This window comes from Neobacillus sp. DZ-9 (assembly GCF_059587065.1).
Window position 1 is genome coordinate 57,495 of sequence record NZ_JCAIOL010000005.1, and the last position, 20,539, is coordinate 78,033.

19 protein-coding genes, 2 pseudogenes and 1 riboswitch are annotated in these 20,539 nt (G+C 38.0%); of the genes and pseudogenes, 14 read left to right on the forward strand and 7 right to left on the reverse strand.

Annotated features, from left to right (window positions below; genetic code table 11):
* The first annotated feature begins 110 nt into the window (after positions 1-110).
* From AC59HZ_RS15200 to AC59HZ_RS15210, 3 genes are read left to right on the forward strand one after another with little or no spacing between them, the layout of a single operon-like run.
* The gene (locus tag AC59HZ_RS15200; RefSeq protein ID WP_496546652.1) at positions 111-2,381 is read left to right on the forward strand and encodes a ribonucleoside-diphosphate reductase subunit alpha; all 2,271 of its coding nucleotides are present in this window, start codon (positions 111-113) and stop codon (positions 2,379-2,381) included.
* A 14-nt stretch (positions 2,382-2,395) separates the two neighbouring features.
* Positions 2,396-3,442 carry a ribonucleotide-diphosphate reductase subunit beta gene (locus AC59HZ_RS15205; protein ID WP_496546653.1) on the forward strand — a complete coding sequence of 349 codons (1,047 nt, stop codon included), beginning with the start codon at positions 2,396-2,398 and terminating at the stop codon, positions 3,440-3,442.
* The gene (locus AC59HZ_RS15210) at positions 3,439-3,903 is read left to right on the forward strand and encodes a flavodoxin domain-containing protein (RefSeq protein WP_496546654.1); all 465 of its coding nucleotides are present in this window, start codon (positions 3,439-3,441) and stop codon (positions 3,901-3,903) included. Before AC59HZ_RS15205 ends, AC59HZ_RS15210 begins: the two co-directional genes overlap by 4 nt.
* A gap of 72 nt (positions 3,904-3,975) precedes the next feature.
* On the opposite strand, the gene AC59HZ_RS15215 is transcribed toward AC59HZ_RS15210, so the two are convergent.
* The 4 genes and pseudogenes from AC59HZ_RS15215 to AC59HZ_RS15230 form a co-directional block, all read right to left on the reverse strand.
* Entirely contained in the window at positions 3,976-5,163 is a 1,188-nt protein-coding gene (locus tag AC59HZ_RS15215; protein ID WP_496546655.1) for an MFS transporter, read from the reverse strand.
* A 26-nt stretch (positions 5,164-5,189) separates the two neighbouring features.
* Positions 5,190-5,623, reverse strand: a pseudogene (locus tag AC59HZ_RS15220) (Rrf2 family transcriptional regulator).
* Between the two features lie 141 nt (positions 5,624-5,764).
* The gene (locus AC59HZ_RS15225; RefSeq protein ID WP_496546656.1) at positions 5,765-6,532 is read right to left on the reverse strand and encodes a sulfite exporter TauE/SafE family protein; all 768 of its coding nucleotides are present in this window, start codon (positions 6,530-6,532) and stop codon (positions 5,765-5,767) included.
* A gap of 131 nt (positions 6,533-6,663) precedes the next feature.
* Entirely contained in the window at positions 6,664-7,056 is a 393-nt protein-coding gene (locus tag AC59HZ_RS15230) for an SET domain-containing protein (RefSeq protein ID WP_496547053.1), read from the reverse strand.
* 164 nt (positions 7,057-7,220) lie between these two features.
* Here AC59HZ_RS15230 and AC59HZ_RS15235 point away from each other — a divergent pair, with 164 nt between their 5' ends.
* The gene (locus AC59HZ_RS15235; protein ID WP_496546657.1) at positions 7,221-8,186 is read left to right on the forward strand and encodes a quinone oxidoreductase family protein; all 966 of its coding nucleotides are present in this window, start codon (positions 7,221-7,223) and stop codon (positions 8,184-8,186) included.
* Between the two features lie 46 nt (positions 8,187-8,232).
* On the opposite strand, the gene dapA is transcribed toward AC59HZ_RS15235, so the two are convergent.
* Positions 8,233-9,114, reverse strand: coding sequence for a 4-hydroxy-tetrahydrodipicolinate synthase (gene dapA / locus AC59HZ_RS15240; RefSeq protein ID WP_496547054.1), 882 nt, complete (start codon positions 9,112-9,114; stop codon positions 8,233-8,235).
* Between the two features lie 118 nt (positions 9,115-9,232).
* Positions 9,233-9,413, reverse strand: a riboswitch (Lysine riboswitch).
* A gap of 128 nt (positions 9,414-9,541) precedes the next feature.
* On the opposite strand from dapA, the gene AC59HZ_RS15245 reads away from it, so the two are divergent.
* From AC59HZ_RS15245 to hpt, 4 genes are read left to right on the forward strand one after another with little or no spacing between them, the layout of a single operon-like run.
* Positions 9,542-10,675 carry a GerAB/ArcD/ProY family transporter gene (locus tag AC59HZ_RS15245; protein ID WP_496547055.1) on the forward strand — a complete coding sequence of 378 codons (1,134 nt, stop codon included), beginning with the start codon at positions 9,542-9,544 and terminating at the stop codon, positions 10,673-10,675.
* Positions 10,641-12,101 carry a spore germination protein gene (locus AC59HZ_RS15250; RefSeq protein WP_496546658.1) on the forward strand — a complete coding sequence of 487 codons (1,461 nt, stop codon included), beginning with the start codon at positions 10,641-10,643 and terminating at the stop codon, positions 12,099-12,101. The genes AC59HZ_RS15245 and AC59HZ_RS15250 overlap by 35 nt, the downstream gene beginning before the upstream one ends.
* The gene (locus AC59HZ_RS15255; protein WP_496546659.1) at positions 12,098-13,249 is read left to right on the forward strand and encodes a Ger(x)C family spore germination protein; all 1,152 of its coding nucleotides are present in this window, start codon (positions 12,098-12,100) and stop codon (positions 13,247-13,249) included. Before AC59HZ_RS15250 ends, AC59HZ_RS15255 begins: the two co-directional genes overlap by 4 nt.
* Positions 13,250-13,309: 60 nt before the next feature.
* The gene (gene hpt / locus AC59HZ_RS15260) at positions 13,310-13,813 is read left to right on the forward strand and encodes a hypoxanthine phosphoribosyltransferase (RefSeq protein ID WP_496547056.1); all 504 of its coding nucleotides are present in this window, start codon (positions 13,310-13,312) and stop codon (positions 13,811-13,813) included.
* Positions 13,814-13,866: 53 nt separating this feature from the next.
* Here hpt and AC59HZ_RS15265 read toward each other — a convergent pair whose 3' ends face one another.
* Positions 13,867-14,694, reverse strand: a complete 828-nt coding sequence (locus tag AC59HZ_RS15265) for an HAD family hydrolase (protein ID WP_496546660.1) — start codon at positions 14,692-14,694, stop codon at positions 13,867-13,869.
* Between the two features lie 114 nt (positions 14,695-14,808).
* On the opposite strand from AC59HZ_RS15265, the gene AC59HZ_RS15270 reads away from it, so the two are divergent.
* From AC59HZ_RS15270 to AC59HZ_RS15280, 3 genes and pseudogenes are all read left to right on the forward strand, one after another.
* On the forward strand, positions 14,809-15,741 hold the full coding sequence (locus tag AC59HZ_RS15270) for a D-2-hydroxyacid dehydrogenase (RefSeq protein ID WP_496546661.1): 933 nt from the start codon (positions 14,809-14,811) through the stop codon (positions 15,739-15,741).
* 104 nt (positions 15,742-15,845) lie between these two features.
* Positions 15,846-15,971 carry a hypothetical protein gene (locus AC59HZ_RS15275; RefSeq protein WP_263297743.1) on the forward strand — a complete coding sequence of 42 codons (126 nt, stop codon included), beginning with the start codon at positions 15,846-15,848 and terminating at the stop codon, positions 15,969-15,971.
* Between the two features lie 270 nt (positions 15,972-16,241).
* Positions 16,242-17,433, forward strand: a pseudogene (locus AC59HZ_RS15280) (glucose-1-phosphate adenylyltransferase).
* Positions 17,434-17,489: 56 nt separating this feature from the next.
* Here the strand turns inward: AC59HZ_RS15280 and AC59HZ_RS15285 are convergent.
* Positions 17,490-17,618 (reverse strand): hypothetical protein, encoded by a 129-nt coding sequence (locus AC59HZ_RS15285; RefSeq protein ID WP_496546662.1) that lies wholly within the window; start codon positions 17,616-17,618, stop codon positions 17,490-17,492.
* A 213-nt stretch (positions 17,619-17,831) separates the two neighbouring features.
* Here AC59HZ_RS15285 and AC59HZ_RS15290 point away from each other — a divergent pair, with 213 nt between their 5' ends.
* The 3 genes from AC59HZ_RS15290 (at position 17,832) to purU (ending at position 20,516) form a co-directional block, all read left to right on the forward strand.
* Complete coding sequence (locus tag AC59HZ_RS15290) at positions 17,832-18,017, forward strand: hypothetical protein (protein ID WP_496546663.1); 186 nt, start codon at positions 17,832-17,834, stop codon at positions 18,015-18,017.
* On the forward strand, positions 17,998-19,440 hold the full coding sequence (locus AC59HZ_RS15295) for an MDR family MFS transporter (protein ID WP_496546664.1): 1,443 nt from the start codon (positions 17,998-18,000) through the stop codon (positions 19,438-19,440). Before AC59HZ_RS15290 ends, AC59HZ_RS15295 begins: the two co-directional genes overlap by 20 nt.
* A gap of 176 nt (positions 19,441-19,616) precedes the next feature.
* Complete coding sequence (gene purU, locus AC59HZ_RS15300; RefSeq protein WP_496546665.1) at positions 19,617-20,516, forward strand: formyltetrahydrofolate deformylase; 900 nt, start codon at positions 19,617-19,619, stop codon at positions 20,514-20,516.
* The last annotated feature ends 23 nt before the right edge of the window (positions 20,517-20,539 follow it).

Consider the following 20,539-nt stretch of genomic DNA (forward strand, 5'->3'; position numbering starts at 1 on the left):
TGGCAGCAGAGGGTCCTAATTTCTTTCCATTTTGCCCTTTTGTATTTGTTATCGTTTCATCCGCTCGAATTCTCCCCGAGCGGATTTTTTATTTTTAGGGGGAAGAGGACATGACTGTCAAAGTGAATAATGTATTAGAAACGATCCAACAAGCTTCCAAAAAATATCAACTGGATTTTACGGTGCTTAAAAATCAAATTAAGGAACTAGAGGAAAAAGAAGCAAACAAGCAGGCACTCAGCTATGCTGTTAATCAAATAGCCATGGACCAGCCGGATTGGAGCTTTGTAGCTGCCAGCTTGTACCTAAATGAATTATATGAAAAAGCAGCTATGAACCGGGGATATGACCGTTCGTTAAAGTATGGCGATTTTTACAGCCTAATTCAACAATTAACCGATATCGGGATTTATTCTAGTGACTTACTAAACTTTTATAACAAAGTGGAAATTGCTGAATTAGCGAAAGAGATTAATCCGGACAAAGATTATTTATTTAATTACATAGGATTATTTTTACTAGCTGATCGTTATCTTGCGAAAGATCATCAGCAAAATGTATTTGAACTGCCGCAGGAGAGGTTCATGATTATTGCTATGACTATTATGAAGAATGAAAATGCGTCTAAGCGGTTAGATTTTGTAAAGGAAGCATACTGGGCCTTAAGCAATTTATATATGACTGTAGCAACACCAACCTTAGCAAATGCCGGAAAAAGTTTCGGACAGCTTTCCTCTTGTTTTATCGATACAATCGACGATTCTTTAGATAGCATTTATTTAAATAATTGGGATACTGCCCGTTTAAGTAAAGATGGCGGAGGAATTGGTATCTACTACGGAAAGGTCCGTGCGCTAGGTTCTGATATCAAGAAATTTAAAGGAAACTCTTCAGGAGTTGTGCCGTGGATTAAGTTAGTGAATAATACGGCAGTCAGTGTGGATCAATTAGGTCAGCGCCAAGGTGCCATTGCAGTTTACTTAGATGTATTTCATAAAGATATCATGAATGGCTTTCTTGACTTGAAAACAAATAACGGAGATGAACGCCGTAAAGCGCATGATATTTTCACTGGCGTAACCGTACCAGATCTTTTTATGAAAAAGTTACAGGAGATAGACGAGAATGGGAGAAGCATTGGGGAATGGCATACCTTTTGCCCGCATCAAGTAAAGCAAATCATGGGATGGAAAGATGAGTCTGGGAATCCGCTGGGACTAGAAGATTTTTATGATGAATCAGACAGTAAATATTTTACTGAAAAATATAACGAGGCCGTAAGGAACCCGTTTCTTCCGAGAAAAACGTACAGGGCAATGGATATAATGGCACGAATCATGGTTGCTCAATTAGAAACGGGCACCCCATATATGTTTTATCGTGACGAGGTAAACAGGCAAAATCCCAATAAGCATTTGACTGGTAAGGGACGTACCACTGTCTATTGCAGCAATCTTTGTACAGAAATCACGCAAAATATGTCCGCCACGGCCGTTATCAAAGAATACCAGGATGAAGAAGGAAACATCGTCATTGTGCGTAAGCCCGGCGATTTCGTTGTCTGCAATTTATCCTCTATAAATCTTGCAAAGGTTTTTCCGAAGAATGGTTTGGAGCGATTAATTAGAATTCAAGTCAGAATGTTAGATAACGTCATTGATTTAAATACCATATCTGTCGGACAGGCTCAGATAACGAATAAAAAATTCAGAGCAATAGGACTGGGTACGTTCGGATGGCACCATTTGCTTGCGTTAAAAGGGATTCATTGGGAGTCGGAGGAAGCAGTAGAATTTGCGGATGAATTATACGAGAATATTGCTTACCTGACGATCCGTGCTTCGATGGAATTAGCAAAAGAGAAGGGGAGGTACTCTCAATTCAGTGGATCTGAGTGGCAGACAGGCAAGTATTTTGAACGGAAAAAGTATCAATCTGATAAATGGCAGGAATTAAAAAAAGCTGTTGCCAGACACGGAATACGAAATGGCTGGTTAATGGCCGTTGCCCCCAACTCCTCAACGGCAAAAATAGGAGGCTCTACGGATGGGATTGATCCGATTTATTCGGCTGAATATGCAGAGGAAAAGAAGAACTTTAAATTTAAGGTAACGGCACCTGACTTAAATCATCGGACTTATAACTATTATCGGCGGGCAAGACATGAATTGGACCAAGTTTGGAGTATTAAACAAAATGCTGCCCGGCAGCGCCACATTGACCAAGCGATTAGCTTTAATCTTTATGTGCGTCATGATATTAAAGCAAAGGATTTGCTGCATCTCCACATGGAAGCTTGGAAGCAGGGGCTAAAGACAACGTATTACGTAAGGAGCACCTCACAAACAGAAATTGAGGAATGTGAAGCTTGTCATAGCTGATTGGAGGATAAAAAATGAATATGAATTCATCATTAAAAAAAATAAAACTACTAAATCCAGAGTTTCCAAATAAATCAACGGGCATCGTAAACGGGAAATCATCTGGTCTGCTTAATTGGAATGATATTGCCTACCCACAAATGTACGACTTGTATCAGACCCTATTATCAAATTTTTGGAAGGCACAGGAGATTAATATGCAGGATGATATTAAACAATGGGACCAGCTGAGTTCAACAGAACAAGATGTATTCCTGCGTATTAATACCCAGCTTGCCTCATTAGACAGCTTGCAAACACCCACTATGACTCAAGTGATGGATTATGTGACAGATTCGAGCTTTAAGGCGATATTTGCCGTCATTGCTCAGCAGGAAGCTGTTCATAATGAATCTTATTCATATATTTTAAGTTCTTTGGTGCCTGTATCCGAACAAAAGGCGCGGTTTAATCAGGCAAAAAAGGATCCTATCGTTCAAAAACGGAATCAGCTTATTTTAGACGCGTATGAACTATTTAGAGAGAAACCAACTCCGCAGCATCTGTTTCAATTAGCTGTGAATTCTATTAACCTAGAAGGAATTTATTTTTATGCTGGTTTTGCCTTTTTCTACCATCTTGCACGTCAGCAAAGAATGCTAAAGACGAGTACGATGATAAGTTATATCCAGAGGGATGAAATGCAGCATGCTTACTTTATCGCCCAGTTTATCCGGATTCTTTTAACTGAAAATCCAGATTTAAATAATTCTAAAAACATTGAGTATGCTTATCATGCGATTGGACAAGCGGTCGAGCTTGAAAAAGAGTGGGCTTCATACATCTTGCGGGATATAAAAGGGATTGATTTAAAGGAGTATGAATTTTACACGGAATACTTGGCAAATAAGCGCCTCCGGCAGATGGGGCTAGATAATTTATTCGCTGAACGATCAAATCCAATGCCCTGGATTCATGTTTTTAGCGATGAGATGATGAACGGTACAAAATCTGACTTTTTTGAGCAAAAGTCGAGAACCTATGCGAAAGTGACCCAATCGAACGGTTTCGATGAACTATGAAAATAGCAATCGTTTATACTTCGAAAACAGGAAATACAGAAGAGTTAGTCTTTTTAATGAAGGAAATATTTCAAATGAAAAAGGTAGAATTATTACTTTATCGAATTGAACAATTTCCTCTTCTCGATCTCATAAAATTTGATGGTATAGTGGTTGGAACCTATACTTGGGGGAGTGGAGAAATTCCTCCTGAAATGCTGGATTTTTATCATGCTTTTGAAGCCCTAGATGTTAAGAGGGTGGTCACAGGAATCGTCGGCACAGGAGATAGCGGTTATCCCGATTTTTGCGGTGCAGTTGATCGATTTAAAAATATGCTTTTTGTTCAAACAAATTTAGCTGTTACCTTGAAGGTTGAGCTAACCCCACAAACGTATGATGTTGAACGTTGTGAGAGATTTGTTAACATTTTTTTGGAACTTTTAAATAATCAAAATAACAAAACTGAAAGTGCAATATAGCAAAAGCATCTCCACATTGAGTGGGGATGCTTTTTAATAAAAAAAACTGAATTTTAATCCGTTATTTTCTTTTTAACCCAGTTTTGCCGCTGGTACCCGGCTGTTTAGATGAATCACCAAGGCTCCGCCAAGAAGGAACAAGAACAAGGTGATGTATAAAGCATTGTCTCCGCCGATTTTATAAAGCGATGATCCAAGCAGCGGCCCAATTGCAGCCCCTGTAAATCGAATAAAGTTATAGACGCCCATGGCCGTTCCTTTTTCATGTGAAAATAGATTAACTAGTGACGTTATTTGAGAAGGGAGGCTTATGCCAAGCAATACGCCAAAGCCCAGTAAAAATACGATTAAGGTGGGAATTGTGATGAGATTCCAATAAAGAAATGCCCAGAAAATTGAAACCACTAATCCGGTCCCATATGCCGTATATACGAGAATCGCTGTATGTTTCAAATAAGTTTGAAGCCTTCCGCCAATTAACGTCCCTATCACAATTCCAGCTGTTAGCGGCATAAAAAACAGCCCTTTCCATACCAAAGGAACAGAAAATAGCTCATCAAGCAAACCTGGGATAAACACGAGAAAAATATAATAGCCGTAGAACTGAGTGAAACCGAGCAGCAAAATGGAAAAAGCAGCACGGTTTGTCACGATTCCCATAAAGGTTTGAAATGTGATTTTCTTCGGTGCAGTATCTTTCGGGAGCGTTTCTTTCAAGGTAAACCGATTGTATATGTACGCGAATAGCGCTCCAGCTGCAAGAAGTGCAAATGCCGAGTGCCATTCCGCATAAGCAGCAATAAAGCTCCCAACAACAGGGCCAAGAACGGGTCCGAGAAACACCATCGTCTGGTACACACTCATTGCCTTGCCACGTTCAGAAGGAGGATAAATGTCTCCGATAACAGCTGCCGCTACTACTGAGCCGGTGGTGATGCCAAAAGCCTGAAGTGCTCTTCCAAAGAGGAATAAATAATAATTTTGCGCTAGGAAGCAAATTAGCGAACCGGCCATAAAGATGAGTAGCCCCGGCATGAGAGTTGCCTTTCGGCCGCGAGTATCCGACAAAGGACCAACCAAAAATTGATTACCAGCCATAACAAAGGTATAAAGGGAGATTGTCAAATTGACCATGAACTGACTCGCTTGATAATAATGTCCCACCTCCGCAAGGCTCGGAGTATAAATGGTCTGAGTAAACGGCCCTAAAAAGGCAGCAATAGACAACCCAACCAATATCTTACCGTTTTTTGATTTCATTTTTTACACTTCCTTAAATGCCTTTGTTATTTAATTTGTTCTTTTTCTATAATTCCCATGACGACATCCTGTATTGTCACATTACCCAAAGCTTTTTCTAAAGCCAGTTGAGCTACCGAAAAAAGGGGAGTAATGGTTTCCTGAATATTTCTTCCTACAGGACAATCTGGATTCGGATTGTCATGCATCCCAAATAATTCTTGATCTTGAACAATATTGACGGCTTTATAAACATCAAGCAATGATATTTCAGATAACTCTTGTGCTGGCACTGCACCTGCTATTCCTGGACGTACTTTAACTAAGCCGGCGTTTTTCAGCATTCCCATGATTTTTCTAATAACAACTGGATTGGTATTAACACTGCTTGCGATAAATTCGGAGAATTTACACCATTTTTGTTTATTTCTAAAAGAGTTAAAATGTGGATTCCAACAGCAAATCGACTACTGAGTGACATATAGTTCGCCTTCCTTTAACAACTATTTCTACATACTCCCGTAACAAAGTCTGTTACATGTTAGTATATATCACAAATGGCCGCGTTAAAATAAAAATACAGTCAAAACAAAAAAACCACTAGTGAAAAAATCACTAATGGTTATGAAATCAACTTAATTGCACTAATAATAATAACCGTAGAGATAAGCGTTCGCAGTGGTTTAGTCGGGACTTTTGAAGATAAGGTACTTCCCACTAGAACACCAGGAATGGACCCGATTAGAAGATTCCCGACCAGCGTATAGTTTACACTACCTGCATTTGCATGAAGCAGTCCAGCCACCGTAACTAATAAAAAGGCATGAGCGATATCTGTACCAACTAATTCAGTTCCTTTCAATCGATAAAGAAACATCATCGCAAGGGCAAATAAAGAGCCTGATCCTATAGAAGTAAAGCCGACAATAAACCCAAATACGGCACCAATTAATATCGTTAATCCGCGTTTTTCTTCAATGGGTTTTAACTGCCAGCGGTTGGGCCTGATTTTTTTATCAAAAAAGGTCTTAATCAGGATTGCTGTCGCTACTAATATTAGGACGTATCCAAGTGCATGTTTAATAATATGTTCCTGATTATGATAGGCAGATTCAAAATATCTTAGAATGGAGATCGCTATCACAGCACTAGGAATACTCCCTATTGCCAGATATAACATTAATTTGAAATTTATTGTTTTTTGTCTCCAGTGCTGTGCCACTCCAAACAATTTCGTAACGGCGTTATAAACTAAATCCGTACCAACGGCAATAGAAGGTTGAATACCAACCATAATCAAAACAGGAGTGATCAGTGCAGCACCCCCGACACCTGTTAATCCGACTAAAAAACCAACCAATAATCCCATTAATGCAATACCCAATGTCATGGTTATCACTCCTTCTTCAACAATATCCGAGTAAATATATGTGAATTATAGAGTTTTATGAATCATTTGTAAATACTTTTCTGAATTTTTTATTTTGCATAAAAAAACCCCACTCAAATTGAGTAGGGAAGTTACTTGTTTTCTTCTTTTTCTTTATCGAACCAAAGTAGTTCTTGGTCGTCCACATCACCATTATAGTTGATTAAGACCTCTTCTCCGGCTTTTATATCTTTGTAGGCATAGAAATCAAACGTATGGTTCTGAAAGTTGATATCATAGGTGGCATTTGGAGTATAGGAATGGTTAAACAGCATGCCATATCCTAATAGGATGGCAGTATGGTTTTTGCCATACTCAAACGCATAATCAGCCAGTAATGTTTTTTCAATATGAACATGTTCCCTATTGGGATAGGAAATGACTGGAGCTTCATGAATAAGTGTTCCTTTTGCGATATCAACCGTCGCAAATACCCCTCGATTGAATTCTCCATCGCTTAAGGGAGATTTTTTAATTTCTAAGATAATAATCACCTGCTATTTCTTTTTGAAGTACTTTAATATTGCCGTTTTTTTTAAAATAAAGCAACCTATTTAACCAATTTAGAGAAATAGTTATTTGCAATTCCTCCTTCGTTTCTATTAAATATAAAAAGTAATTAAAAAATTTATAAAGTAGGGGATTATTAATGAAAGCATTAATATTTAATACATTTGGCGGGCCTGAGGTACTCGAATATACTGAAATCGATGATCCTGTCCTTGGTCCTGATGAAATACTTATAAGGATGAAAGCGATCGGATTAAACTTTGCTGATATTTACAGAAGAAAAGGAAACTATCATCTATCTGGTAAACCCCCATACATTTTAGGTTATGAAGGTGCGGGAGTAGTTGAAAGGATGGGTGAAAATGTCCAGGGGATTAACATTGGGGAGCGAATTGCTTTTGCCGATGTTCCCTATGCGAATGCCGAGCTTGTTGCCGTACCTAAAGACAAAGCGATTCCATTGCCGGAAACGATTTCGTTTAATATGGCAGCATCGGTGTTGCTTCAGGGTTTAACGGCCCACTATTTAACTCGTGACAGCTATGCGGTAAAAAAGAATGATTTTGTCCTTGTCCATGCGGCAGCAGGCGGAGTTGGGCAGCTTCTTGTGCAAATTGTTAAACTGCTAGGAGGCAAGGTAATTGGCTTAACTTCATCACCGGAAAAAGCTGAAGCTGCCAAAGAGGCAGGTGCGGATATTGTTTTTCTTTACAGTGATGATTGGAAAACGAAGGTTCTCGAGAAAACTGAGGGCAGAGGTGTGGATGTTGTCTATGAATCTGTCGGTTCTACACTCCAAGACAGCTTTGCTGCAACTCGAATTGGAGGTACAGTTGTTTTTTATGGAATGGCAGGAGGTGACCCAGCTCCGGTTGACCCACGAATGCTGATGGATACATCAAAAACCCTGACGGGCGGAGATTTATGGAATGTCCTAAAGTCCCATAAGGAGAGGGTAAATCGCTCGAATGAACTTTTCCGCTGGATGGAGGAAGGAAAATTAAAGGTTTCAGAACCAAGGACATTTGAATTGAGTGATGGGCAAGAGGCTCACCGTTTCTTAGAAAGCCGCAGAAGCACAGGAAAAATTTTATTAATACCATAATGAAATCAGGCTGCCCACTAAAAGGGCAGCCAATTTTTCTGTATTTCTATACTTTTAGTATTGAACCCGGCAAAACGCTTCGTAAGGCGCTCATTTCATCTTCACTTAATGGCACCAACGGCAACCGAACCCCGCCAACATGGATTCCATTCATATTTAAGGCCGTTTTTACTGGGGTTGGGTTTGGTGCAGCAAATAAAGCTTTCATAATCGGAAGAAGATTACGATGTGCCTCAGCTGCCTCCGGAAGGGCACCATTTTTAAAGCAATTAATCATGGCTTGCATTTCATTACCGATAATATGGGAAGCAACAGAAACCACGCCTGCGCCCCCGATAGCTAACACCGGTAAAGTTAAGCCATCGTCACCGCTGTATAAGGTAAAATCATTAGGTGTTCGGCTGATAATTTCGGCAATCGCATCTAAGTTGCCGCTTGCTTCTTTAACGGCGACAATGTTTTTAATGGCTGAAAGACGAACGATTGTCTCAACAGACATATTGACAACACATCGACCAGGAATATTGTAAAGCATAACAGGCAACGAAGTAGATTCGGCAATCGCTTTAAAGTGTTGATACATCCCTTCTTGAGAAGGTTTGTTATAATATGGTGCAACAAGCATGATGCCGTCAACACCTGCTTCATCCGCCAGCTTTGTCAAGCTGATTGAAGCTCTTGTGTTATTCGATCCTGTTCCTGCAATAACTGGAACTCTTCCATCAGTCACACGAACCACAAACTTAAATAATTCAACTTTCTCTTCGGTAGTTAAAGTAGGGGATTCCCCAGTTGTCCCAGAAACAACTAATCCATCAGTTCCATTAGCAATCAAGTAATTTACTAGATTTTTCGTTGCGTTATAATCTACCTCACCATTTTGATCAAATGGCGTAACCATAGCTGTTAAAAGTTGGCCAAAATTCATCATACTCACCCTTTATATAAATTTTAAAAAAAATTTGAGGGGTAAGGCCGACGCAAAAAAGCAGCACCAAGGGAATCTCGATGCTGCAATAGAAACGTAAATAATAACAAGTTCCTATGCGTGAGATAGCCCTCCATATAGATTCCTATATGACAGTTCTGTATTTCTTCAATAGCAGAACCAGCTTCAAGTCCAATGAGATTCTTTGAAGCTTCGGCAAATTCCCCTTTCCACAATTGTCTATGGACCTCATTATCCTCTAATTGTGTACTAATGGTCTTTGCGCCTCTATCCTCACTTCAAAAGGTTTGAAGTAAGAAAATATTTAATTTATTGTAATATAACAGAAATTTCCCATTGTTTCAAGGAAAATGGATAATTTTTATATGACAAGAAAACATAATAGATAAAATGAGAAAAACCGGTGATGAATTTGCAAAACTTAATGAAAATATTACTTCCTAGACAGTTATTCCTGCTTTTACTTCTTTCGACAGGATTACTTAATCATGTCGTGCTTATTCCGAATTTGCTTACCGCTGCAGGCAGGGACAGCTGGATAAGTGTCATTATTGGTTATCTAATTGCGCTTATCTTTCTCTGGCTTATTTATTTTATTGTTAAAAATTGCCCAAATGAAGGCTTTTTCACAATGATTCGGCAGCGAATCGGAAAGACTTTTTCTATTCTATTTTCAATACCCGTCATGCTATTTTTACTAACAAGCTCTTATGTAACTTTGAGAGACTTAATGATATGGCTTAAAGCATACTTTCTTGCAGAATATTCCATTTTTATGGTAAATATTATTCTTGTTTTTGTCTGTTTTATCATTACACTAGCCGGAGTAAAGTCAATGGCAATTTCCAGCGGTTTTTTACTTCCGATTGTCATGATTCTGGGATTTTTTATTGCGTTTACGAACCTCCACTTAAAAGACCCGAAATTTTTATTTCCTGTATTTGCTGCGGGATATTCCCCAGTTATGAAAGGGCTGATCTATGTGCTGTCGGGTCTCCTTGAAATCTACATTGTCATTCTGCTGCAGCCATTTTCACAAGAACCTATTAAATTTAAACATTTGTTTATCCTTTTGACGATCCTAGCAGGATTAATCCTAGGGCCTCTTTCAGCAGCAATCATGGAGTTTGGCGCAACGGAAGCAATAAACTTCCGTTATCCTGCATATGAGCAGTGGCGGGTATTAAGCATTGGGGAATATATTTCACATTTGGATTTCTTTGCACTATATCAATGGCTCTGCGGTGGGTTGATTAGAGTTGGTTTGTTAATGTACCTTTTAGGCACCTTTTTTACCACTAAAAAGAAACATTACAAGCTAAACTTAAAGCTTGTTGGGATTATGTATATTTTTTTATTCGGTTTGATGACTATAAAAGTAGAAGCTTATTATTTTAATATGGCCGTTTACGAATACTTTTTGCCAGTCAGTATGGGGTTTTTCCTTATGCAAATCCTACTATCAGCGTTAATTCTAGCAGTACTAAAGAAAAGAGATGAACGGCTTGGAAAGAACAAAGATATCGGATCACCTTCGTAAAGGGAATATACAGGAAAGAGTTGCAGAACTTAAATTACAATTTAACAGAAGTCATGACCTATTATTTAGAGAGCATCATACAGAAAGGGAAACTTTTGAGATTATTTATTTTGAAAGCATAATTGATAGACATTATTTAGACCAGTATATCTTACCCAGGCTAGGGGTACTTAATGATAGTTCTATCATAGATAAACTCAAATCGTTCTTTCAAGCTCTTGATGTTTCGGACAAATCCTTAGGTGAAATATCTAGTTTGCTTTTTGACGGAAACATTTTATTGGTATTTAGAAGTTCGCTCATATGTATAAACGCCTGTTTCTTTCCAAAGCGTTCACCAGAAGAATCAGCATTGGAAACGTCTATTAGAGGTCCAAAGGATGGTTTTGTAGAGGATATTTGGACCAATATCTCCTTAATTCGGCGAAGGCTGCATACGCCTTCATTATGTATGGAGAAATATATTATTGGCAAAAGAAGCAGAACAAAAGTAATTCTTATGTATATGGAAGATTTAATTGATCAAAGAGTGCTCGATGAAATCCATAAGAGATTGGAAAAGGTAAACCTTGATATTTTGACAAGTATTTACGAACTTGAATCATCTGTACGTGATAGACCCTTATCTTTTTTTCCTAGTATGGATTACTCTGGGAGGCCGGATTTTATTGTACAAGCGTTGAATCAAGGACGATTTGCGCTCATCGTTGATGGAAATCCAACTGTTTCTTATGCACCAGTTAATATATTGTTGCAGACGAAGTCACCTGAAGACTCCTATATTAATTATGCTTATGTAACAATCGAAAGAATCCTTAGAATGTTAGGGTTAATCATATCAGGTTTTTTACCTGGATTATGGATAGCCTTTACAGCCTACAATATCGAGCAGATACCGTATTTATTAGTTGCAACAATTTCAGTTTCACGGTTTGGATTACCTTTATCATCACCTATTGAGATGTTTATTGTTCTATTTTTGTTTGAGCTGTTTAATGAAGCAGGAGTTCGTCTTCCTAGAGCGATTGGTCAAACCGTTGCTGTTTTAGGGGGTTTAATCGTAGGTGATGCTGCAATAAGAGCCGGCTTAACATCTCCGACCATGCTGGTGGTGGCTGCGATAACCTACATTTCGTCCTTTACATTGGTTAATCAATTTTTAAGTTCGGCAGTTACCATTTTAAGATTCTTTATCATCCTTTTAAGTACTTTTTTTGGGTTATTTGGAGTGATAGTTGGATTAATCATGACTGTTTTTTATTTTTCAACCATCTCCTCTTTTGGTGAACCGTACCTTGGTTCACTTGCACCGATAAAGTTAAAAGAAATGATAAAATCATTCTTTATGGCGCCTCGACAATTTTATAAATCGAGAACCTCCACAACCAGTGCGGATGATCCTACTAGAGGCGGAAATCAAACATGATTAGGAAATGGATAGTTTCATTATTAATTAGTTGTTTGCTACTTTCCGGTTGTTCAGGTTTGAAAAATATTCAAGATATAACCTACATTGTGGGTTTTGGAATGGATTATGATAAAGAAAAGAATGAATATACAGCCTATCTCCAAGCATTGAATTTTGCGAGCGTGGCAAAAATGGAGGGGGGAAGACCTACGGAACCAATCCCGATTTTTGTTGCATCTGCAAAAGGAGAAACCCTTAATTTAGCCGTCAGCAAGCTTTATAAGAAGTCGGAGCCCTTGTTATTTTTTGGACATACTGTCACACTTGTACTAAGCAAAAGGATTGTAACGGAAAAATTCAAAGAAGTAATAAAGGAAATGGGAAGAAATCGCTCACTTCGCCACACATTAAGACTGGTAGCAACAAAAGAAAAACTTGAAGAGGTATTTAATACGAAAGCGTTGTTTGATTATCCAGCTGTTTACACGGTTATTTATAAAAAAGATGGGAGTAATTTGTATCAGGATTCCTTAAAGCCTATGACGCTAATGAATTTTTTGAGGGATTATTATGAGCCTATGGGCACAGCTAAGATTCCGTTGGTTAAAATTGATAAAGAGAGCTGGAAGGCGGGCAAAAAATATCCAATCTTATATTTCTCCGGTTACTCAGTTTTTCAACAGCAAAATTTTATAAGAGACGTTAATTTCAATGATGCCATTAATATTAATTGGTTGTTAGAAAAGAAAGTATCGATATCTCAAAAAGTAGTTGACAATGGTGAACTTGTTGCAGCACTAAAACTAGACTCTCCTAAAATGAAGATAAAATATAAAAAAGGTGCAAAAACTCCCAAGTTTTCAATTGAAATTTTTGTCCACGCAGATTTACTCGAAAAAATAAAAGATATTCCCATAGAGAAATTACAGAATTTGATTCAAAAAGAAATTAAAAAGAAGGTGATTGTCCTATATAATAAGGGAGTCGATAATAGGCTGGATCTATTAAATACAGGAGATAAATGGTTTCGAAAGCATCCGAAAAATTATCAGAAATTACTAAGAAACAAAAACTTTTATTTAGATCATGACTCTTTAGCGAACATTGATGTAAAAGTGGAAGTGCTTCATTTTAATGCCTATAAATATGAGGACAGTATGGATTAGTGACTTTTAACAATTTGGAAAGGATTTGTTGGAAAAGTGGCCTATAAAATAAAAAATACGATGATTTCAGAATCAGATATTAAACAAAGAGTAAAGAAACTTGCAGAGAAAATAGAAGCAGATTTTAACCATGAACCCATTATCTTAATCATCGTTTTGAAAGGTTCATTTGTCTTCGCGGCAGACCTAATCCGTGAAATGAAGGGGGATATTAAAGTCGATTTTATCTCGGTTTCCAGCTACGGCGATGATACAGAAACTACCGGGAAAGTAAGGCTTTTGAAGGATCTGGATGCGAATATTACCAATCAGAATGTCGTAGTGATAGAGGATATCATTGATAGCGGGCTCACTCTCAAATTCCTCAATGAACATTTGAAATCCCATAAACCTAATAAAATCAAGATTTGTACTCTTCTAGACAAGCCTGAACGAAGAAGGGTTGAACTGCCTGTCGATTATGTTGGTTTTGTCATACCGGATGAATTCATTGTCGGCTATGGAATCGACTACGCCCAAATGTATCGAAATTTACCGTATATTGCAACGGTAGAGGAATGTTAAAAATATTGCGTGAAAAAGGCATTCACTCCAAGGAAAAAGTGAATGCCTTTTCTTTAGCTAACAGTTGGTTCTTCCTCAGGGCTGGTCAATTTCAATAGGTGACGAATCGCGTAAGCAAAACCATTTTCATCATTTGTTTTTGTGATGATATCCGCTTTTTGTTGAATATGAAGCGGAGCATTGCCCATCGCTATAGAAGTGTCAGCTACTTCAAATTGGGCAAGATCATTGCCGCCATCACCAAATGCGATAATTTCATCAAAGGAGATATTCATCATTTTTTGGTAGCGCAGTAAAGCTTTCCCTTTATGTGCTTCACTTGAAGTAATTTCCACATTATTTGGAAATGAGGAGGCCAGCGAAATATCGAATTTATCGACCAAGGCTTTTTTGACTGCTTCTACTTTATCCAATTGATCAAAGTGAGTTAACGCGATAAGTTTATAGATTTTTAGATTCTCTTTCATCAAAATTTCATCATAATTGAATTCATGAAAAATAACATCCAGTTCATCTCTCGATTTACCATGTAAGGGAGGTAGAGTGGAAGGGAATCCACCGTAATTCGTATACACAAGAATTCCTACGCCTAATTCCTTTAAAATCGAAAATATTTCTTTATAAACCGAAATCGAAAGTGTAGCTTCATAAAGCAATTCTCTCTTACTAGAATATAAATTCGAGCCATTGATGCAAAAAATAGGCACCTCCATATTTTGCACGGCTTTCAATTTGATGACATCAGCATATGCCCGGCCAGTGTTTAATATGACGCAGTGTCCCTGTTGCAGCAATTCGTTTAAGGTTTCCACATTTTCATTAGAAATTTCCTGCTCAGAGTTTAACAAAGTACCATCTAGATCTATGGATAAACATTTCATAGTTCAATATGTTCCTTTCTACCGTTTCTTAACATTACTATATCAGATTAATCGGCAGTAGATTGTAAAGTTTTAAATAAAATAATGGTACAATACAAAAAAAGGGGTGCGAAAATGAATATAAACAATATACTAGTCGTCAGCCCAATGTTTAAAGAGCTGAAGGCGTTAATAGAAAAAGAAAAACTACATAATAATTTTCTTTTTAAATCCGAAGAAGAGATGTCACAGGAGGATTTAGGCTGGGCGGATGCCTTAGTAACTTTTAATTTAAAATCGGAATATGATTACAGTCATGTAAAATGGGTCCACTCCCTTGGAGCGGGGGTCGACCGTTTTTTATATCAAAAAGACTGGAATGAAGAGGTATTGTTAACTAGGACGATTTGTTCATTTGGACAAAGAATTGCAGAATATTGTTTGAGCTATATTCTAAAAGATTTGCAGTTTCACGATGAATTTCATGGATTAAAACAGCAAAAAAAGTGGCTGCCAAAGACTCCGAAATTATTAAAAGAACAAAAAGTCATTATCTTTGGAACAGGTGAGATTGGTCAGACGACAGCGAAAGTATTATCTGGATTAGGTATGGAAGTATATGGCGTTTCCTTAAGTGGAAGAGCTAAAGAAGATTTCAAAGAAGTCCTGACAGTCGATTCTCATTTTTCAAATCTTAGGGAGACGAATTATATCATCAATACTCTTCCTTTGACAGAACAAACGGTCGCTTTCTTTGATGAACCTATTTTTAAACAATTATCCAATGCGGGTTTTATAAATGTAGGGAGAGGGGCATCAATTCATGAGGAGGCGCTACTTAAAGCAATAGATGATAACCATGTCAGCTTCGCAGTTCTTGATGTCTTCGTACAAGAGCCGCTCCCGAAGGATAACCCTCTATGGAATCATCCACGAGTTTATATCACACCCCATATATCGGCGGTTACCACACCTGACGAAGGCGTTGCATGTTTTCTTGAAACGTTAAAAAAGCTCGAAGAAAATAAGCCATTGCATAATAAAGTTGATTGTAAACGAGGTTATTAAAAATAAATTTGGATTTTTAAAAGAATTATATGGTTGTCCTATACGAAAAATTATCATCTTCATATAATGTTTTTACAACGTTGCATGGATTGGAGGTGACAATAATGGACGATCAAGAACCAGACCAATTTCAGGATGAAGTATATGAACCCATTGGATTAGTCGTAAATTCTGTATTTTTTGTCATGTCCATTGTCATTATTGGTATCGATTTTATTATGGGTAAGTAGTGGTATATATATAATGAACAGCTCCAGTTCCGTTAGCGGCTGGGGTTTTTAATGTTATTTTAAAATATTTTTTTCGTTTAGAGTGTTTGTCAGAGAGCCGTTATACAAAAAATCCGACATTATTAGTCAATTCTAGTGTTTTGGACCCCAAATGTGTCGATGAAAAATCTGTCAGTATTCACAATGCTGTAACAAGTCTTTCGGGATAATGGAAAAATTCGGAGATAATAGAAGTAGATAGAAAATGAAATAAACAAGAGGTGGAGGGAAATGGAAAAGAAAAAGTGGATTGCGATGCTATTGGCAGGAGGAAGGGGGACGAGATTAGGGCAGCTAACAAATAATATTTCAAACCAGCAGTACCATTTGGCGGAAAATACCGGATAATTGATTTCAGTTTAAGTAATTGTAAAAATTCAGGAATTGAAACAATAGGAATTTTAACACAATATCGTCCGCTGGCCCTGCATTTTCACTTAGGGAACAGTCAGCTATGGAACTTATATAATCGGGATGGCGGTTTAACAATACTTCCGCCATATCAACGGAATGATACTGGAATTGAATGGTATGGAGGCACTTCTCATGCCGTCTTTCAAAATATTGAATTTATTGACCAATATAACCCGGATTATGTTCTAATTCTTTCTGCTGACCAAGTCTATAAAATGGATTACTCAATCATGCTAGAGCAGCATATTGAAACTGAAGCGGATTGTACCATAGCTGTTGTCGAGGTTCCATGGAAAGAGGCAAGCCGGTTCGGCATAACCAAAATCACTAAGTCAACAAATAAAATTAGGGGTTTTGAGGAAAAACCAGCAAATCCAACTTCGAATTTAGCATCGATGGGAATTTATATTTTTAATTGGCCGATATTAAAGGAATATTTAATTCAGGATGAGAAAAAAGAATACTCTTTTAGGGATTTTGGCAAGGATATTATACCAATGATGCTGACTGATGGGTTGCAGCTGTATGTTTACCAATTTAATAACTATTGGAAGGATGTAGGTACTGTCCATAGTTATTGGCAAGCTAACTTAGATCTTTTAAATAAGGAAAATAACATTTTTTTGAAAAATCCGGAATGGAAAATCCATACAGTTGAAAAAATGTTCCACCATTATTTTTGGCCGAAAGTGCCAAGGTGTACCACAGTATATTAAGCGAGGGTTGTGAACTGTCAGGGAGCATTGAAAAGTCTGTAATATTTAGCGGAGTAAAGATAGCAAAAGGTGCTTCTATAAAAAACTCTGTTATTTTACCAGGTGCAATTGTTGAAGAAAATGTATGGATCGAAAATGCCGTCATAGGAAGCAATTCCGTAATTAAAAATGGTGTGATTATGGTTTCAACGAACCCTGAAGAGCATTTAATGCTGGTTGGCAATCAAGAAACAATCGATCCAACGCTACAAGAGACGCAATTAATGAACAAAGCAAATTCAGTTTTATCCTAAAAAATCACAATGAAAAAGGGTAACCCTATTAAATTTAATAGGGTTACCCTTTTTCATTATTGGTTTTTTTTGTTTTCTCTTGCTGCTTTTTTCCGAGCTTTCTTACTTAGACCTGACTCGGATCCAAATTCGGTATCGCTCCCACCCGTGTGCGGCTGCTTTCGATTATTATTACGATTTGTCATAGTGATTGTGTCCCCTTTCATTATGTACGTTTGCTATTTAGCTTGCTCCAATGGTATGAAGGAAGCCTTTAATATCATGCTGTTTTTTTATTAAAGTTATTCGTGGAAAAGAAGGCAATAAATTGGAACTAAAAGGGGAAATCCGTTAATCTATAAAAGTATATTTTAAAAATGGCTCTGTTAAAGGGCATTGTTGATTTTTAACACTGTTGATTGGAGCGGAAGGCGCGAAGACTCCTGCGGGAGTACGGGGCAGGGGAGACCCCGCAGGCGCTAAAGCGCCGAGGAGGCTCCCCGGCACGCCCGCGGAAAGCGAAGCGCCTGGAGCGCAAATCAACAACAAAGTTTAACAGAGCCTTAAAAATAGGGGGATGGATGTATGGTGATATCGGAAAATAAGCATTCCACGATTGTGGCGCTTTTACTTGCAGGAACTTTCATTGCGATATTAAATCAGACATTAATGATTACAGCAATTCCTCCGATTATGGATGAAATGAACGTAACCGCTAACAGCGCACAATGGCTTACAACGGTTTTTATGTTGGTAAACGGAATTATGATTCCCATTAGTGCCTTTTTATTAGAAAGGTTTACAACCAGACAACTGTTTATTTCAGCAATGAGCATATTTGCTTTTGGGACTCTTGTAGGCGGGTTTGCTCCAAATTTTGAATTTCTATTACTTGGAAGGGTCATCCAGTCGATGGGAGCGGGTGTCATGCTTCCCTTGATGCAAACGGTATTTTTAATGATTTTCCCTGTAAATAAACGGGGTTCAGCTATGGGATTGGTCGGACTGGTCATTTCCTTTGCTCCGGCCATTGGTCCGGCATTATCAGGGTGGGTAACCTCCCATTTCTCATGGAGGATTTTGTTTTTTATCATTTTGCCAATTGCGCTATTAGATATTGTTGTCGCATTTTTTGCTTTAAAAAATGTAACCGAGATTTCTAAACCAAAGGTCGATGTGATTTCGATTATTTTGTCTTCATTTGGATTCGGCGGACTCCTATATGGGTTTACTAGTGCAGGAAATAATGGCTGGTCAAACACTATTACATTAATTTCATTGGGTATGGGCGGAGTTGCTCTAATTTTGTTTATCTCAAGACAGTTACGATTGAAGCACCCAATGCTTGAATTTGGTGTATTTAAGTATTCTATTTTCCCATTTGCAATTATCATAGGAATGATTGGCTTTATGGGGTTAATTGGTGCTGAAACCATTATTCCGTTGTTTATGCAGAATATGAGGGATTTTTCTGCCTTCGATGCAGGTCTGGCCCTGTTACCAGGTGCACTAGTCAGTGGACTGATGGCCCCTATTATTGGGAGAGTGTTTGATAAAATTGGGGCAAGATGGCTGGTGATAATCGGTCTAACTATTATGACTGCTTCTTCATTTGCGTTTACTAACCTAGGCCCAACTACATCGATGGCCTACATTACGATTTTATATAGTATCAGAATGTTGGGTCTTTCGATGACAATGATGCCGGTGGCAACGGCTGCATTAAATCAATTGCCAAAGCGGTTAATTCCCCATGGGGCGGCAATGGATAATACGATGAAAATGATTGCTGCTTCAGTCGGGACAGCAATCCTTGTCACCGTTATGACCACAACGGCGGAAACAGCGAAGCAGCGACCAGAAATTACTTATCCCGATATGTATGGTGCCAATATAGCTTTCATGGTCGTGTCAATTCTTACATTACTCGCGCTTATCCTTTCCTTTTTTATAAAAAATGACCGACAATCCGAGGATGAAATGGAAGGAAAACGACGTCAAAAAGTAAGATTCAAAATGCAGGAATAAGCTTGGAAAACATATGCTTCATTAGGAGCATATGTTTTTTTATGGTATTAGTTCCTGTGATGGTTTTACATAATATTATTATGTAAACTAGGAATAATTTTTTAAGAAAATTCTTAACATTAAAGTTCACCTAGGGTATAATGATTTTCATTAATTAATCGGAAAGGTCTTTTATCATGAACACTACTTTTAAAGATCAAATTGAACAATTTAAACATTTGAAGCAAAATCGTGGACGATTGTTAGTCAGCTGTCCAGATCAGCCGGGAATTGTTTCCACCATCTCGCAATTTTTATTTTCGCATAATGCCAATATCCTTGAGTCGAGTCAATACTCAACCAATCCAGAGGGCGGCATATTTTTCATTCGAATTGAGTTTGAATGCCCAGGGTTAAAAGAAAAAGCTGCCAGTATGGAACAGGAGTTTACCGATATCGCGAAAAAGTTTTCAATGGACTGGAGGTTAACTCCGGTTTATAAAGTGAAGAAAGTGGCGATTTTTGTATCAAAGGAATTGCACTGTCTACAGGAGCTTATATGGGAATGGCAAAGCGGCGATTTAATGACAGAGATTGCCGTCGTTATCAGTAACCATGAAGAGGCAAGAGAAGTGGTTGAGGGTTTAAAGATACCATTCCACTATATTCCGGCCAATAAAGAAATTCGTGAACAGGTCGAAGAAAAGCAGCTTCAGCTGCTAAAGGAGTATGATGTCGATTTAATCGTTTTAGCACGTTATATGCAAATTTTAACACCGAATTTTGTGGCCGCCAATCCAAATAAAATAATCAACATTCACCATTCTTTCTTACCTGCCTTCATTGGGGCAAGACCATATGAACGAGCATATGGACGCGGAGTAAAATTAATTGGAGCAACTTCACATTATGTAACAAATGATTTGGACGAGGGTCCGATTATCGAGCAGGATATTGCCCGCGTTGACCACCGTGCAAATGTGGATACCTTGAAAAAAATTGGCCGCTCTATCGAACGAAGCGTTTTGGCCCGTGCCGTAAAATGGCACATTGAAGATCGTATTATTGTTCATCAAAATAAAACAATTGTATTTTAATCAAAGTAATGCTTTTGTCTTCA

Excerpts from the sequence above, each read along its gene's own strand:
- AC59HZ_RS15200 (WP_496546652.1), top strand. The coding sequence starts at position 111 with ATGACTGTCAAAGTGAATAATGTATTAGAAACGATCCAACAAGCTTCC.
- AC59HZ_RS15205 (WP_496546653.1), top strand. The coding sequence starts at position 2,396 with ATGAATATGAATTCATCATTAAAAAAAATAAAACTACTAAATCCAGAG.
- AC59HZ_RS15210 (WP_496546654.1), top strand. The coding sequence starts at position 3,439 with ATGAAAATAGCAATCGTTTATACTTCGAAAACAGGAAATACAGAAGAG.
- AC59HZ_RS15215 (WP_496546655.1), bottom strand. The coding sequence starts at position 5,163 with ATGAAATCAAAAAACGGTAAGATATTGGTTGGGTTGTCTATTGCTGCC.
- AC59HZ_RS15225 (WP_496546656.1), bottom strand. The coding sequence starts at position 6,532 with ATGACATTGGGTATTGCATTAATGGGATTATTGGTTGGTTTTTTAGTC.
- AC59HZ_RS15235 (WP_496546657.1), top strand. The coding sequence starts at position 7,221 with ATGAAAGCATTAATATTTAATACATTTGGCGGGCCTGAGGTACTCGAA.
- dapA (WP_496547054.1), bottom strand. The coding sequence starts at position 9,114 with ATGAATTTTGGCCAACTTTTAACAGCTATGGTTACGCCATTTGATCAA.
- AC59HZ_RS15245 (WP_496547055.1), top strand. The coding sequence starts at position 9,542 with ATGAATTTGCAAAACTTAATGAAAATATTACTTCCTAGACAGTTATTC.
- AC59HZ_RS15255 (WP_496546659.1), top strand. The coding sequence starts at position 12,098 with ATGATTAGGAAATGGATAGTTTCATTATTAATTAGTTGTTTGCTACTT.
- hpt (WP_496547056.1), top strand. The coding sequence starts at position 13,310 with ATGATTTCAGAATCAGATATTAAACAAAGAGTAAAGAAACTTGCAGAG.
- AC59HZ_RS15265 (WP_496546660.1), bottom strand. The coding sequence starts at position 14,694 with ATGAAATGTTTATCCATAGATCTAGATGGTACTTTGTTAAACTCTGAG.
- AC59HZ_RS15270 (WP_496546661.1), top strand. The coding sequence starts at position 14,809 with ATGAATATAAACAATATACTAGTCGTCAGCCCAATGTTTAAAGAGCTG.
- AC59HZ_RS15275 (WP_263297743.1), top strand. The coding sequence starts at position 15,846 with ATGGACGATCAAGAACCAGACCAATTTCAGGATGAAGTATATGAACCC.
- AC59HZ_RS15285 (WP_496546662.1), bottom strand. The coding sequence starts at position 17,618 with ATGACAAATCGTAATAATAATCGAAAGCAGCCGCACACGGGTGGGAGC.
- AC59HZ_RS15295 (WP_496546664.1), top strand. The coding sequence starts at position 17,998 with ATGGTGATATCGGAAAATAAGCATTCCACGATTGTGGCGCTTTTACTT.
- purU (WP_496546665.1), top strand. The coding sequence starts at position 19,617 with ATGAACACTACTTTTAAAGATCAAATTGAACAATTTAAACATTTGAAG.